This window comes from Fibrobacter sp. UWB7 (genome assembly GCF_900142945.1).
In the GTDB taxonomy this organism is placed as follows: Bacteria; Fibrobacterota; Fibrobacteria; order Fibrobacterales; family Fibrobacteraceae; genus Fibrobacter.
This window is the reverse complement of the sequence record NZ_FRCO01000006.1, coordinates 1-13,427: the sequence shown is the minus strand read 5'-3', so window position 1 is coordinate 13,427 and position 13,427 is coordinate 1. Positions and strand designations below refer to the sequence as shown.

29 protein-coding genes are annotated in these 13,427 nt (G+C 52.4%); all 29 read right to left on the bottom strand.

Annotation, left to right across the window (positions count from 1 at the left end; all coding sequences use genetic code 11):
- Positions 1-74: 74 nt before the first annotated feature.
- On the bottom strand, positions 75-548 hold the full coding sequence (rplQ, locus tag BUC30_RS13525) for a 50S ribosomal protein L17 (protein ID WP_015732008.1): 474 nt from the start codon (positions 546-548) through the stop codon (positions 75-77).
- A 2-nt stretch (positions 549-550) separates the two neighbouring features.
- Positions 551-1,525, bottom strand: a complete 975-nt coding sequence (locus BUC30_RS13520) for a DNA-directed RNA polymerase subunit alpha (protein ID WP_015732009.1) — start codon at positions 1,523-1,525, stop codon at positions 551-553.
- An 18-nt stretch (positions 1,526-1,543) separates the two neighbouring features.
- Complete coding sequence (gene rpsK / locus BUC30_RS13515; protein ID WP_049858437.1) at positions 1,544-1,969, bottom strand: 30S ribosomal protein S11; 426 nt, start codon at positions 1,967-1,969, stop codon at positions 1,544-1,546.
- Positions 1,970-1,995: 26 nt separating this feature from the next.
- Positions 1,996-2,364, bottom strand: coding sequence for a 30S ribosomal protein S13 (gene rpsM, locus BUC30_RS13510; RefSeq protein ID WP_014546096.1), 369 nt, complete (start codon positions 2,362-2,364; stop codon positions 1,996-1,998).
- A gap of 9 nt (positions 2,365-2,373) precedes the next feature.
- A complete protein-coding gene (gene rpmJ, locus BUC30_RS13505; RefSeq protein WP_014546097.1) occupies positions 2,374-2,490 on the bottom strand; it encodes a 50S ribosomal protein L36 in 117 nt (38 codons plus the stop codon).
- A gap of 27 nt (positions 2,491-2,517) precedes the next feature.
- Positions 2,518-2,736: a translation initiation factor IF-1 gene (gene infA, locus BUC30_RS13500; RefSeq protein WP_014546098.1), complete on the bottom strand. Its 219-nt coding sequence runs from the start codon at positions 2,734-2,736 to the stop codon at positions 2,518-2,520.
- Complete coding sequence (secY, locus tag BUC30_RS13495) at positions 2,736-4,097, bottom strand: preprotein translocase subunit SecY (protein WP_073442657.1); 1,362 nt, start codon at positions 4,095-4,097, stop codon at positions 2,736-2,738. Before secY ends, infA begins: the two co-directional genes overlap by 1 nt.
- On the bottom strand, positions 4,097-4,537 hold the full coding sequence (gene rplO / locus BUC30_RS13490) for a 50S ribosomal protein L15 (RefSeq protein WP_073442655.1): 441 nt from the start codon (positions 4,535-4,537) through the stop codon (positions 4,097-4,099). Before rplO ends, secY begins: the two co-directional genes overlap by 1 nt.
- Position 4,538: 1 nt before the next feature.
- A complete protein-coding gene (gene rpmD, locus BUC30_RS13485; RefSeq protein ID WP_073442653.1) occupies positions 4,539-4,718 on the bottom strand; it encodes a 50S ribosomal protein L30 in 180 nt (59 codons plus the stop codon).
- Positions 4,719-4,731: 13 nt separating this feature from the next.
- Complete coding sequence (gene rpsE / locus BUC30_RS13480) at positions 4,732-5,214, bottom strand: 30S ribosomal protein S5 (protein WP_015732010.1); 483 nt, start codon at positions 5,212-5,214, stop codon at positions 4,732-4,734.
- Between the two features lie 11 nt (positions 5,215-5,225).
- Positions 5,226-5,597, bottom strand: a complete 372-nt coding sequence (rplR, locus tag BUC30_RS13475) for a 50S ribosomal protein L18 (protein WP_014546103.1) — start codon at positions 5,595-5,597, stop codon at positions 5,226-5,228.
- Between the two features lie 9 nt (positions 5,598-5,606).
- On the bottom strand, positions 5,607-6,146 hold the full coding sequence (gene rplF, locus BUC30_RS13470) for a 50S ribosomal protein L6 (protein ID WP_073442845.1): 540 nt from the start codon (positions 6,144-6,146) through the stop codon (positions 5,607-5,609).
- Between the two features lie 2 nt (positions 6,147-6,148).
- Positions 6,149-6,544, bottom strand: a complete 396-nt coding sequence (gene rpsH / locus BUC30_RS13465) for a 30S ribosomal protein S8 (RefSeq protein ID WP_014546105.1) — start codon at positions 6,542-6,544, stop codon at positions 6,149-6,151.
- A 12-nt stretch (positions 6,545-6,556) separates the two neighbouring features.
- Complete coding sequence (locus BUC30_RS13460; protein WP_014546106.1) at positions 6,557-6,742, bottom strand: type Z 30S ribosomal protein S14; 186 nt, start codon at positions 6,740-6,742, stop codon at positions 6,557-6,559.
- Between the two features lie 9 nt (positions 6,743-6,751).
- Entirely contained in the window at positions 6,752-7,291 is a 540-nt protein-coding gene (rplE, locus tag BUC30_RS13455) for a 50S ribosomal protein L5 (protein ID WP_014546107.1), read from the bottom strand.
- 9 nt (positions 7,292-7,300) lie between these two features.
- Positions 7,301-7,600, bottom strand: a complete 300-nt coding sequence (gene rplX / locus BUC30_RS13450) for a 50S ribosomal protein L24 (protein ID WP_073442651.1) — start codon at positions 7,598-7,600, stop codon at positions 7,301-7,303.
- Positions 7,600-7,968, bottom strand: a complete 369-nt coding sequence (gene rplN / locus BUC30_RS13445; RefSeq protein WP_015732011.1) for a 50S ribosomal protein L14 — start codon at positions 7,966-7,968, stop codon at positions 7,600-7,602. Before rplN ends, rplX begins: the two co-directional genes overlap by 1 nt.
- 20 nt (positions 7,969-7,988) lie before the next feature.
- Positions 7,989-8,243: a 30S ribosomal protein S17 gene (gene rpsQ, locus BUC30_RS13440; protein ID WP_015732012.1), complete on the bottom strand. Its 255-nt coding sequence runs from the start codon at positions 8,241-8,243 to the stop codon at positions 7,989-7,991.
- A gap of 17 nt (positions 8,244-8,260) precedes the next feature.
- On the bottom strand, positions 8,261-8,452 hold the full coding sequence (gene rpmC / locus BUC30_RS13435) for a 50S ribosomal protein L29 (RefSeq protein ID WP_014546109.1): 192 nt from the start codon (positions 8,450-8,452) through the stop codon (positions 8,261-8,263).
- On the bottom strand, positions 8,452-8,865 hold the full coding sequence (rplP, locus tag BUC30_RS13430; RefSeq protein ID WP_014546110.1) for a 50S ribosomal protein L16: 414 nt from the start codon (positions 8,863-8,865) through the stop codon (positions 8,452-8,454). The genes rpmC and rplP overlap by 1 nt, the downstream gene beginning before the upstream one ends.
- 2 nt (positions 8,866-8,867) lie before the next feature.
- Entirely contained in the window at positions 8,868-9,527 is a 660-nt protein-coding gene (gene rpsC / locus BUC30_RS13425; RefSeq protein ID WP_014546111.1) for a 30S ribosomal protein S3, read from the bottom strand.
- 2 nt (positions 9,528-9,529) lie between these two features.
- Positions 9,530-9,880, bottom strand: a complete 351-nt coding sequence (rplV, locus tag BUC30_RS13420) for a 50S ribosomal protein L22 (protein WP_014546112.1) — start codon at positions 9,878-9,880, stop codon at positions 9,530-9,532.
- Positions 9,880-10,161 carry a 30S ribosomal protein S19 gene (gene rpsS / locus BUC30_RS13415; RefSeq protein ID WP_014546113.1) on the bottom strand — a complete coding sequence of 94 codons (282 nt, stop codon included), beginning with the start codon at positions 10,159-10,161 and terminating at the stop codon, positions 9,880-9,882. The genes rplV and rpsS overlap by 1 nt, the downstream gene beginning before the upstream one ends.
- 3 nt (positions 10,162-10,164) lie before the next feature.
- Positions 10,165-10,995, bottom strand: a complete 831-nt coding sequence (rplB, locus tag BUC30_RS13410) for a 50S ribosomal protein L2 (RefSeq protein WP_014546114.1) — start codon at positions 10,993-10,995, stop codon at positions 10,165-10,167.
- Positions 10,996-10,997: 2 nt separating this feature from the next.
- Positions 10,998-11,300, bottom strand: a complete 303-nt coding sequence (gene rplW, locus BUC30_RS13405; RefSeq protein WP_015732013.1) for a 50S ribosomal protein L23 — start codon at positions 11,298-11,300, stop codon at positions 10,998-11,000.
- Entirely contained in the window at positions 11,300-11,920 is a 621-nt protein-coding gene (rplD, locus tag BUC30_RS13400; RefSeq protein ID WP_014546115.1) for a 50S ribosomal protein L4, read from the bottom strand. Before rplD ends, rplW begins: the two co-directional genes overlap by 1 nt.
- Entirely contained in the window at positions 11,920-12,537 is a 618-nt protein-coding gene (gene rplC, locus BUC30_RS13395) for a 50S ribosomal protein L3 (RefSeq protein WP_014546116.1), read from the bottom strand. The genes rplD and rplC overlap by 1 nt, the downstream gene beginning before the upstream one ends.
- A 5-nt stretch (positions 12,538-12,542) precedes the next feature.
- Positions 12,543-12,851: a 30S ribosomal protein S10 gene (gene rpsJ / locus BUC30_RS13390; protein ID WP_014546117.1), complete on the bottom strand. Its 309-nt coding sequence runs from the start codon at positions 12,849-12,851 to the stop codon at positions 12,543-12,545.
- Positions 12,852-12,860: 9 nt separating this feature from the next.
- On the bottom strand, positions 12,861-13,427 hold a 567-nt coding region (locus tag BUC30_RS13385; protein WP_244536581.1), incomplete at its 5' end, for an EF-Tu C-terminal domain-related protein.

Here is a 13,427-nt window from a genome sequence, read left to right as displayed (position 1 = left end):
AATTATACAAAAAATCAAAATGCAAAAAAGGCGCGGCATATAAGCCGTGCCTTTTTTAAAGACCGTTTTTGATCTTAGTTAGCGGACTTGCCTTCGCCTTCGACCATGTCAACAGCAGCGTCAGCCTTGGCAGGTTCAGCAGCCTTCTTAGCCTTAGCAACGATTTCGTCTTCGACGAGACCGATCAAAGCCATTTCAGCAGCGTCGCCGGCGCGGTTCGGGCCGAGCTTCAGCACGCGAGTGTAACCGCCGTTGCGGTTAGCATAACGCGGACCGATCGTGTTGAACAAATCCTGGAGAACCTTCGGGTCCATCACGAAGCGAGCTGCTTCACGACGTGCAGAAAGGTCACCCTTCTTTGCGTAGGTAATCATGCGTTCTACACAGCTGCGCACAAGCTTAGCCTTGTGGAGAGTGGTACGCACATAGCGCTTGTTCTGATCCGTTTCCATGCCCTTCTCGAGAATAGAAGTCGTGAGGGCGCGGAGGATGGCACGCTTGTGTTGGGCGTTAACACCCAGTTTCTTGTTTTTTACACCGTGTCTCATGTTTAATCCTTCAAGTAATCATCGACGTCCATGCCAAAAGAAAGGCCCATCGACGTCAACACCTCGTTAAGTTCAACCAAGGACTTCCTACCGAAGTTCTTGTATTTGAGCATATCGTTTTCCTTGTTGCGAACAAGCTCGCCAATGGTATGGATGTTTGCCATACGGAGGCAGTTGCTGGAGCGAACGGAAAGTTCCAGATCGTCCACGCGCATACGGAGGAGGTTAGCGATACGCTGACGTTCTTCATCCATTTCGAGTTCTTCAGGAGATTCGAGATCGCCTTCGAAGTTGATGAAGATTTCCAAGTGATCCACAAGAAGCTTTGCAGCGTATGCAAGAGCGTCTTCCGGGTCAATGGAACCGTCTGTTGTAATTTCAAGTTCCAGACGGTTGTAGTCCGTCTTCTGACCAACGCGGGTATCGCTGATGTGCATTGCGACTTTCTGAACCGGGTTGAAGTTCGCATCCATGGCGATAACGCCAATCGGAGCGTCCTTGTCCTTGAGTTCGTCGGCAACAACATAACCACGACCGCAGGAGATCTTCACGTCCATCGACAAAGAAGCGTTGCCGTTCAATGTCGCAATGTGAACATCCGGAGTCAGGATAGTGACATTTGGATTGTCCATAAAGTCCTTGGCCGTGACTTCGCCATCACCGGACATGTCCAAGTGAAGGGTTTCATCATGATCAGACAGGAGCTTTACACGGATGCTCTTGAGGTTGAGGATAATGTCAGTGACATCTTCCTTAACACCCGGAATCGTCGAAAATTCCTTGTCAACGCCTTCGATTTTCACGGAGACAATAGCCGCACCCTGCAGAGAGGAGAGGAGCACGCGACGGAGAGCGTTACCGAGGGTAATACCCCAGCCACGTTCCAAGGCTTCTACGACAAACTTGGCGTAGCGGCCATCTTCGCCGGTTTCCACTTTCTGGAAGCTGCGCGGCATCTGAAGTGATTTCCACATCATTGGCGATACCTCTTTGGATTAAATTCTTCTCTTCTTTTTAGGACGGCAACCATTGTGCGGAATGCCCGTCACGTCTCGAATAGAGAGAACTTCGAGGCCCGCATTCTTGAGAGCGCGGACGGCAGATTCACGACCGCCACCAGCACCCTTAACGCGAACGTCCACCTTGCGCATGCCGAGATCGAATGCCTTGTGGGCAGCGGTTTCAGCGGCGAGCTGGGCAGCAAACGGCGTGCTCTTGCGGGAGCCCTTGAAACCGGAGTTACCCGGAGAACCCCAAGCGACAACGTTGCCACGAGCGTCGGTGATAGAAACGATTGTATTGTTGAAGGAAGCGAACACGCAGGCGATACCCTGGATGTCAATGCGCTTCTTGCCCTTCTTGATCTTGACTTCTTCAGCAGCAGCCGGAGCTTCAGCAGCGGCAGCAGCAGTTTCCTTGATTTCTTCTTCAGCCACGATGATACTCCTTACTTCTTCTTGTTAGCCACAGTCTTCTTGGGGCCCTTACGTGTGCGGGCGTTGGTGCGGGAACGCTGACCGCGGACCGGGAGGCCCTTGCGGTGGCGGATGCCGCGATAGCAGCCAATGTCCTGCAAACGCTTGATGTTCAAGGTAACTTCTGCGCGGAGCTGACCTTCCACAGAGTATTCATCTTCCAAAAGATGACGAATCTTACCTTGTTCTTCTTCAGTCAGGTCGTCACACTTCTTGTTCTTGTCAATGCCCAACTGAGCACAGACCTTGTTAGCGGTGAACAGACCGACACCATAGATTGCCGTCAGACCGTATTCAACAGTCTTGTTTTTCGGTAAATCGACACCAGCGATACGTGCCATACGATCTCCTTATCCCTGCTTCTGCTTGTGACGGGGGTTCTTCGAACAGATGATGCGCAATACACCCTTACGACGGATGATCTTGCAGTTTTCACATCTGGGTTTGATGGAGGCTTTGATTTTCATAGGTTTGACCTTCTTTTGTAATACCTATTACTTGTAACGGTAAGTAATTCGCCCGCGATTTAAATCGTACGGGGAAATCTCGACCAACACTTTGTCGTCCGGCAAAATTCTGATAAAATGCCGGCGCATTTTTCCTGAAACATGTGCCAGGATCTCATGACCATTTCCGAGTTGAACACGGAAGAAAGCGTTGGGAAGAGCTTCCAACACAACGCCTTCTACTTGTATACCTTCTTCTTTAGCCACTAGGATGCCATCCTGCCGCGAATGCGGCCACGTTTCAAGAAACCTTCATAATTTTTGGTATGCAACTGGGCTTCGAGCTGACGAAGAGTATCCAGAGCAACACCCACCACGATAAGTACCGAGGTACCCCCAATATAGAAACTCATATTGAGAGCGTCTTTCATGTGCAGGGGAACAACGCTGATTAAAGCGAGGTAAAGAGACCCAGGCAATGAAATTCTGGTCAAAACGTGGTCAATGTATTCTGCTGTCTGCTTACCCGGACGGACTCCCGGAATAAACCCACCACTTCTCTTGAGGTTTTCGGCAATGTCGTTCGGGTTGTACTGGATTGCCGTGTAGAAGAAGGTGAAGAATATGATGAGGAGGGCATCTACTACGCTGTAGGAGATGTGACCCGGAATAAATGCAGAAGCAAAAGCCTGCATCGCAGATACGTTCGGGAACCAAGATGCAACCATGGCCGGAATGAACATGATGCAAGATGCGAAGATCACGGGAATCACGTTAGCGGTGTTCACCTTGAAAGGCAAATAGCTAGCCTGACCACCCAAGACCTTGTTTCCGACGGTCCTGCGAGGACTTTGGAGTGGAATGCGACGGGTCGCCTGCTCGACGAAAACGATAAATCCGACAATGACAACTACCAGCGCCAAGATAAAGACCTCGATCGCAAGCGGCTGGATGCCTTCATTAAACATTTCGAATTCAGCCATGATGGCCCGCGGAAGGCCACCGACGATACCGGCGAAAATGATAAGAGAAATACCGTTACCCACACCGTGCGAGGTAATCTGCTCGCCAACGTACATCAAAAAGATTGTACCTACGGTGAAGGTTAACGTTGCAAGGAGACGAAAGCCGAGGTTACCGAGACCGGACGAGAAATTGTCGGAAAGGACCGAAATGCCCGTACCGGCGGCCGTCGTCACCTTGAGGTTAGAAAGCCACATAGAAATACCCCATCCCTGCAAGGCGGAAAGGACCACCGTGAAGTATCGGGTATACTGGTTCAGCTTAGCGCGACCTTCCTGACCCTCTTTCTGGAGCATCTGGATGGCGGGAATAACCGAGCCCATCAACTGGAGGATGATGCTTGCGCTGATGTACGGCATGATACCGAGGGCAAATACAGTTGCTTTCGCAAATGCACCGCCGGTAAACGAATCGTACAGGCCGAACAAGTTATTCGAATTTTTGAAGTATTCTGCGAGGACCGCAGCGTTAACTCCGGGGATGGTGATGTGTGCGCCAATGCGATAGACAATCAAAAGACCAAGCGTAAAAAGGATCTTTTTACGCAGGTCTTCAATCTTAAAAGCATTTACGAACGCATCGATGGCTTTCTTGAGTGCTTCCATTAGATGATCTCAACTTTGCCGCCAGCAGCTTCAATGGCAGCCTTTGCCTTTTCGCTGATAGCGTTAACCTTTACGTTGATAGCCTTGTCGATAGAACCAAAAGCGAGGACCTTGACCGGCAGTTCGACGTTCTTGATGAAGCCCTGGTCGAAGAGGACCTTGGCATCGAAATCAGTAACGCTGACACCAGCGAGGCGCTTCAGGTTCACGATCTGGAATTCAACACCAGCGTGCTTGAAGCCGCGCTTCGGGATACGACGGTGAATCGGCATCTGGCCGCCTTCGAAAGCGACGCGACCGGCCTTAGCGCTCTTACGAGCACCAGCACCCTTCTGACCACGACCGGCAGTCGTGCCCCAGCCAGAGCCCGGACCACGACCAATGCGCTTGCGGCTCTTGCCCTTGGCAGCCTTGCCAGGATTGAGAGTATTGAGTTCCATCTTAGATCTCCTCGACCTTGACCATGTCCTTCACGGCATTGATCATGCCAGCAATGGACGGAGTCAGATTGTGTTCAACAGTTTGTCCGATCTTGCGGAGGCCGAGTGCAGCCACGTTAGCGCGGTGCACCGGAAGGCGACGGACGATACCCTTGATCAAAGTAATACGAACTTTCTTCATTAGGTATTACTCCTTAGGCTTCAAAACCACGCAACTTGGCGCAGTCCTGTTTGTTCTTCTGAGAAAGCAGGCCTTCCAAGCAAGCGCTGACGACAGTGCTCGGATTGGAGGAACCGTGAATCTTCGTGAGGATGTTGCGGACACCGGCGAGTTCGAGAACTGCACGGGCAGCAGCACCGGCGATAACACCAGTACCCGGAGCAGCCGGCATGAGGAGGATGCGGGTAGAACCGCTCTTCACTTCGATGTCGTGCGGGATGGTGCCATCGAGGAGCTGGACTTCCACGATGTTTCTCTGGGCAGCTTCGGTACCCTTACGGATAGCTTCGGAAACTTCCTTAGCCTTGCCGAGACCGACACCGACCTTGCCGTTCTTGTTGCCGACGACAACGAGAGCGGAGAAGGACATGCGACGGCCGCCCTTGACGGTCTTAGCGCAACGGTTGATGTGTACAACCTTGTCTTCAAATTCAGAAACTTGAGCTTCGCGTTCCAAAGTGTACCTCACTAGAATTTGAGTCCGCCTTCACGAGCTCCCTCAGCGAGAGCCTGAACGCGACCGTGATAGATGTAACCGCCGCGGTCGAAGACCACGGATTCAATGCCCTTGGACTTGGCGAGTTCAGCAATCTGGAGACCGAGCTGCTTAGCCTGTTCGGTCTTCGTCATTTCACCAAACTTACCCTGGAATTCCTTGGAAGCTGTGGTGACCTGAGCGACAGACTTGTTGTTTTCGTCATCAAAGATCTGGGCAATCATGTGAGACAAGGAACGGCGAACAGCCAAACGAGGGCATTCTGCAGTTCCGACAACAGACTTGCGTACGCGTTCGTGGCGTGCGATTCTGGACTGGATTCTTTTTTTAGCAATTGCAGTCATAGTTTACCCTTATTTACCTGTCTTCTTACCCTGCTTGCGACGCACAATTTCGCCAGCGTACTTGATGCCCTTGCCCTTATACGGTTCAGGCTTACGGTACTTGCGAATTTCTGCGGCAGCCTGGCCAACCTTCTGCTTGTCGATGCCGGAGATCGTAATCTTCAGCGGATCAACAGCCTTCAGTTCAACGCCTTCCGGAGCCTTGAAGATCACCGGATGAGAGAAGCCGAGAACCAAGTTGAGGTCCTTGCCCTTCTGTTCTACGCGGTAGCCAACGCCAACGATTTCGAGAGTCTTCTGGAAACCCTTGGTCACGCCTTCGACCATGTTATTGACGAGAGCGCGAGTGGTGCCGTGCATAGCGCGGGTGAACTTTTCATCATTCGGGCGGGTGAAGGAGAGCTTGTCGCCATCGAGCTTGATGGAGATGAGTTCGTGAACTGTCGTTTCGAGCTTGCCCTTCGGGCCTTCGACCTTGATGTTCTGACCGTTGACGTTAACCTTAACGCCAGCCGGGATAGTGATAATAGCTTTACCGATACGGGACATCTTTACCATACCTTTGCGATGACTTCGCCACCCACCTTGAGTTCGCGGGCTTCGTGGTCAGTCATGACACCTTTAGATGTGGAGATGATAGCATAGCCGAGGCCGTTGCGAACGCGCGGAAGCTTGGCCACGTCAACGTAGTGACGGAGACCCGGCGTAGAAACGCGCTGGAGGCCCTGGATAGCGGATTCGCCCTTCGTGTAACGGAGGAGGACCTTGAGGATGCCCTGCTTACCGTCATCGACGACGACGAACTTCTTAATGAAACCTTTTTCCTGCAACACACGTGCAATATCACGCTTAAGATTGCTGGCAGGAATGTCCACCACGGGGAGCTTTGCCGTAGAGGCATTGCGGATACGGGTGAGCATATCGGCGATAGTATCTGTCATTGCCATTTTATACTCTCCTTACCAAGACGACTTTGTGATACCGGGGATTTCGCCGGCGAGTGCCATTTCGCGGAAGCAAATACGGCAAAGGCCAAAGCGGCGCATAAAGGCGTGCGGCCTACCGCAACGCTTGCAACGGTTGTACCCACGAACGGTATACTTCGGAGTACGCTTGCATTTTTCAATCATTCTTCTGCTTGCCATGGTATTACCTTACTTCCTGAAGGGGAGTCCAAGTTCTTCGAGGAGGGCACGGCCTTCGTCGTCCGTCTTAGCGGAGGTGACGAAAGAGATGTCCATACCGAAGGTACGGGAAATCTTGTCAATGTCGATTTCAACAAAGATCGTCTGTTCCTTGATGCCGAGGGTGAAGTTACCCATGCCATCAAAGCCACGGCGTGCGAGACCACGGAAGTCACGGACACGCGGAAGGTCGATGTTGATGAAACGATAGAGGAAGTCCCACATGTTGTCGCCATGAAGTGTGACCTTAGCACCGATGCCGATACCTTCACGGAGGTGGAAGTTAGCGACAGCCTTCTTAGCGTTAGTGACAATAGCCTTCTGACCGGTGATAGCAGTGAGAGTGTCAGCAGCTTCGTCGAGAATCTTGCGGTTCTGGGAAGCAGCGCCCACGCCCATGTTGAGTACGATCTTTTCGAGACGCGGAATCTGCATCACGTTCTTGTAGGCAAACTTTTGCTGCAAGGCCGGAACGACCTTTTCGAGATAGAATTGCTTCATCTGGTTCATTGCGTTACCTTACACAGCCTTTCCAGTCTTGACACTGGTACGAACGCCCTTCTTACCCTTTTCGCGAACGATGCGGGTACGAACGGGAGTGTTGCCTTCGAGAAGCATCACGTTGGAAATGTCGATCGGCAATTCCTTTTCAACGATGCCACCAGTCTGATTGGTCTGAGACGGCTTTTCGTGACGCTTGCAGACGTTGACGCCAGAAACAGTCACCTTGCCATCCTTGACACTGATCACGGTGCCGGTCTTGCCCTTGTTGGCACCGGAAATCACCTTGACGTTATCATTCTTCTTGATGTTAGCCATTACAGAACCTCAGGTGCGAGGGAGATGATCTTCATGTATTTCTTGTCGCGGAGCTCACGAGCCACCGGTCCAAAAATACGGGTTCCACGCGGTTCGCCATCCTTGTTGATGAGAACCACTGCGTTGTCGGAGAAACGAATGAACGTTCCATCCGGACGTGCGATTTCTTTAGCTGTGCGGACGACGACGGCGTCGGCCACGGAACCCTTCTTCACCTTGCTCTGGGGGATAGCGTCCTTAACGGCTACCTTGATGACATCACCGATGCTAGCATAGCGACGGTTTGTGCCACCCAAAACACGGATGCAGGCGACTTCCTTGGCACCACTGTTATCGGCCACGACGAGTCTGGTTTCTTCTTGAATCATATTCGCCTTACTCCAGGAGTTTACTTCTTCTTTTCCACAATGCGGACGAGGCGCCAGCGCTTCGTTGCAGAGAGGGGACGAGTTTCCATGATTTCGACCAAGTCGCCTTCTTCGGCTTCATTCTTTTCATCGTGAGCCTTGAGCTTGCTGGTCGTAGTCATGATCTTGTTGTACATCGGGTGACGCTTGCGGTTTTCGACCACAACCGTAATCGTCTTGTCCATCTTGTCGGAGGAGACGATACCCTGCTTGACTTTACGAAGGTTTCTTTCCATTTCCTGCTCCTGCCGGCTTATGCCTTGGCCTTTTCGCTGAGGATGGTCTTGATTCTGGCGATGTCCTTGCGGGCAGCTTGAATCACAGAGGGTTTTTCCAAATTACCGAGCTTCGCAGTCATGCGGTAATTGAACAAATCGAGATTCAACTGAGCCAGTTTTTCCTTGAGCTGGTCAACGCCCAGTTCTTTCAATTCACGTGCTTTCATTAGATCTCCGATTCTTCGATGATTTTGCACTTAAGGGGGAGCTTCTGAATTGCGACATGGAGAGCTTCCATGGCAAGTTCACGTTCAACACCACCCATTTCAAAAAGGATGCGACCCGGGAGGATTACGGCTGCCCAGAATTCGACTGCGCCCTTACCCTTACCCATACGGGCTTCTGCAGGGTGACGGGTAATCGGCTTATCGGGGAAGACGCGAATCCACACGCGACCACCACGCTTGATCTTACGAGTCATGGCGATACGAGCAGCTTCGATCTGGCGAGCGGTGAGCCAGCACTTTTCAAGAGCCTGGATACCGAATTCGCCAAAGGCGATATAGTTGCCACGAGAGGCGACGCCCTTCATGCGCCCTTTCATTTGCTTACGATGCAATGTTCTTTTCGGACTCAGCATAATTACTTCTCTCTCTTGTTGTCGTTCATGACGTCCTTACCGATCTTTTCACCGTGCATGATCCACACCTTGATACCGATGGCACCATAAACGGTCTTAGCGATGGCAGTTGCGTAGTCGATGTCAGCACGAAGAGTGTGCAGAGGCACGCGGCCTTCAGCATACTTTTCAACGCGGGCAATTTCGGCACCACCGAGGCGGCCACCGCACTGCACCTTGATACCTTCCACACCCATGCGCATAGCGGACTGGATAGCACGCTTCATGGCACGGCGGAAAGAAATACGCTTTTCGAGCTGGCGAGCAATGTTTTCAGCCACGAGCTTGGCATCAGTTTCCGGACGCTTGATTTCGTGGACTGCAATATAGATTTCTTTACCGGTGAGGAACTGGAGTTCGCCCTTCAAACGTTCCAATTCTTCGCCCTTTTTACCGATAACGATACCCGGGCGAGCGGTATAGAGGTTAACGTTCACCTTCTTGACGGTACGTTCGATGCCGACCTTGGAGAGGGAGGCATGTTCGAAACGCTTCATCAAGTAGCGACGGAGCACGATATCTTCATAGAGAAGATCGGCAAACTTGTCTTCGGCATACCACTTGGATTCCCAACCGCGGATAACGCCAAGACGAAGACCATTAGGATGAGTTTTGTGACCCATTGTTAATTCTCCTTGTCTGCGACAACGACGGTGATGTGGGAGAGCGGCTTTTCGATACGGAAAGCACGGCCCTGGGAACGCGGGTGAATGCGCTTCATGATCGTACCACCATCAGCGGTGATGGTCTTGATCACGATTTCTTCGGCGGAAACCGGAGCGGCGGACTTCTGCTTCAAGTTAGCGACAGCGGACTTGAGAGCATTTTCAACCAGCGGAGCACCCTTGGTCTGCGTACGGAGGATGGAGAGCATCGCGAAGGCTTCGCTGACGGACTTGCCACGAACGAGGTCGACTACGCGACGGAGCTTGCGAACGCCGTAACGGACGTTTTTAACTTTAGCAACAGCTTGCATTATTTCTTGCCTCCAGCAGTTTCAGTCTTGCGGTGACCGCGGAAAGTACGGGTCATGGAGAATTCGCCGAGCTTATGGCCAACCATGTTTTCGGTGACATAAACCGGAAGGAACTGCTTGCCGTTATAGACGGAGAACGTGAGTCCGACCATATCCGGGACGATTGTGGAACGACGGGACCAGGTCTTGATAGCCTGTTTCTTGTCGGAACCGGCCATCGCCTGGGCCTTGCTGAGAACGTGGGAATCCACGAACGCACCTTTCTTAAGGGATCTAGACATGAATTAGGCCCTCTTCTGACGATGACGTACGATGAACTTATCAGTACGCTTGTTGTTACGAGTTTTTGCACCCTTAGAGTTCTTACCCCAAGGAGAGCACGGATGACGACCACCAGAGGTACGACCTTCACCACCACCAAGGGGGTGATCGACCGGGTTCATAACGACACCACGGACGGCCGGGCGCTTGCCGAGCCAGCGAGAGCGGCCTGCAGAACCCGAGGATTCATTCATGTGATCGATATTGGAAACCTGGCCAACGGTAGCGAGGCAGTCTTCCGGGATGTAGCGGACTTCGCCACTCGGAAGCTTGACCTGGCAGAGCTTGCCGTCCTTGGCAACCAGTTCTGCACCGGCACCAGCGGAACGAGCAATCTGGGCACCCTTGCCCGGCTTCATTTCGATGTTGTGGATAATGGTGTTGAGCGGAATGTCGCGGAGAGGAATTGCGTTACCTACGCGGAATTCAGCACCTTCACCAGCGTTCAGCACATCGCCAACCTTGATTTCGGCCGGAGCGATGATGTATGCGCGCTTGCCGTTTTCGTACTTGACGAGAGCGATGCGAGCGGTACGGTTCGGATCGTATTCAATCGTTTCGACAGTGCAGGAGAGACCGGCAAACTGACGCTTGAAGTCAATGATACGATACAGTTTCTTGTGACCACCACCACGACGACGGGAGGTAATTTCACCAGCATTGTTACGGCCGGAGCTACGCTTGATACCTTCGGTAAGCGGCTTGTACGGCTTTACAGCAGAGAGTTCCTTGCGGTCACCAATCTGCTTGTAACGCAGTGTCGGGGTAATCGGGCGATAAGATTTCAGACCCATGGTTATACTCCTTCAAACTCGGCAATCTTTTGCCCGGCCTTCAATGTGATGTAGGCCTTCTTCCAGTTCGGTTTCTTGCCAGCGACCATGCGGACGCGCTTGATCTTGCCGCGGTTGATCAAAGTGTTGACCTTAGCGACCTTGACTTCAAAGCGCTTTTCGATAGCGGCCTTGATGTCTTCCTTAGAAGCGTCCATGGCGACCTTGAACACGTACTTGTGCACGTCGTTACGCTTGTTCACCATGTTCTTCATGGTTTCTTCGGTAACGTGCGGAGCAACGAGGATTTCGCGAATTTCTTTCATTAGCGGCCTCCTTCAAGTTCTGCGAGAGCAGCCTGAGAGATGACAACGTTATTTGCACGAACAACATCGTAAGTGTTGACGTCAGCTACGCGAGCGCAGCGGCACCAAGGAATGTTGTTAGAGGAAAGATAGAGGTTCTGATCCTTTTCGCTAACGATGAAGAGAACGTTGCGCTGTTCGATGCCGGACTTGGCGAGAACAGAGAGGAGATCCTTGGTCTTCGGAGCGCTGAAGCTGAGAGCTTCGAACACGGAGACCTTGCCTTCGCTAGCCTTGTTGGCGAGAGCGGAGTAGAAAGCGATCTTCTTGACCTTCTTGTTCACCTTTTCGAAGTAGTCATGAGACTTCGGACCGTGTGCCTTAGCACCACGAACCCAAACTGCAGAGGTGTTCTGACCGGAACGAGCGCGGCCGGTACCCTTCTGCTTCCACGGCTTCTGGCCACCGCCACTGACTTCGCCCTTGGACTTAGTCTGAGCAGTACCCTGACGATTGTTGTTCAGGATAGCCTTGATGTGGAGGTACATGCAGACCTTGTTGACTTCCTGGTCGAAGAGAGCCGGGAGCTGGATATCATTCTTAAAATCGCCAGTAGCGGCGAAAAGCTTTGCACTAGCCATTAGTCTTTCCTCACCACGATGATGCTGTTCTTCGGGCCCGGGACAGCGCCACGGACGAAGATCAGGTTGCGGTCGCCATCAACTTTGACGACCTGGAGGTGCTTCACGGTCACTTTCTTGTTGCCGTATTGACCAGCCATACGCTTACCCGGGAAAACACGACCCGGATAGGAGTGAGCGGACGTACCACCCGGTTCGCGCATATTGTGCGTACCATGGGAACGAGGACCGCTATGGAAACCGTGGCGCTTGATAGTGCCAGAGAAACCATGACCCTTGGAGATGCCAGAGACGTTCACAGTCTTTGCATCAGCGAAGTCGGCAGCGCCGAATTCCTTGCCAACCGGCCAGGATTCGAGATCAGCGACATCAAATTCAGCGAGGTGTTCACGAACAGCCACGTCAGCCTTCTTGAAATGGCCGACTTCTGCCTTATTGGCGCGCTGTTCCTTCTTGAGACCAAAGCCGATCTGGACAGCAGTGTAGCCGTCCTTCTCTTCTGTCTTATGGCAAACGACCACGCACGGACCGGCTTCGAGAACCGTGACAGGGACGCATTCGCCCTGTTCCGTGAACACTTGGGTCATTCCCAATTTCTTTGCGAGAATACCGTTCATTGTTATTAGACCTTAATTTCGACTTCAACGCCTGCCGGCAAGTCAAGTTTCATGAGGGAATCTACAGTTTGCGGCGTAGCATCAAGGATGTCGATAAGACGCTTGTGCGTACGGGATTCGAACTGTTCACGAGAAGTCTTGTCAATATGCGGAGAGCGGAGCACCGTATACTTCTGGATCTTCGTCGGGAGAGGGATGGGGCCTGCAATACGAGCCCCAGTGTTCTTAGCTGTATTCACGATATCTTGAGCAGAGCGGTCGATCATACGATGATCGAAGCTCTTCAAGCGAATACGGATGCGTTCACCAGCCATGATTATTCCTTACTTGATGATTTCGGTAACAGAGCCAGCACCAACAGTACGTCCACCTTCGCGGATAGCGAAGCGGAGCTGCTTTTCCATGGCGATCGGAGCGATGAGGTTCACGTGGATCGTGACGGTATCACCCGGGGTAACCATTTCGACGCCTTCCGGGAGCTGAATCGTGCCGGTAACGTCGGTGGTGCGGAAGTAGAACTGAGGACGGTAGCCGTTCATGAACGGCGTGTGGCGGCCACCTTCGTCCTTAGTGAGAACGTAGATTTCAGCCTTGAATTCGGTGTGCGGAGTGACAGACTTCGGAGCGGCGAGAACCATGCCACGGACGATGTCCTTCTTTTCAGCGCCACGGAGGAGGAGACCAACGTTGTCACCTGCCTGAGCGTCGTCGAGAAGCTTGCGGAACATTTCAACACCGGTGATGACGTATTCGGTGGTTTCACCGAGACCGATACGTTCAACCTTGTCGTTCAAGCGAACGACACCGCGTTCGATACGGCCAGTAGCGACAGTGCCGCGGCCAGTAATCGTGAACACGTCTTCGATCGGCATGAGGAACGGCTTGTCGGT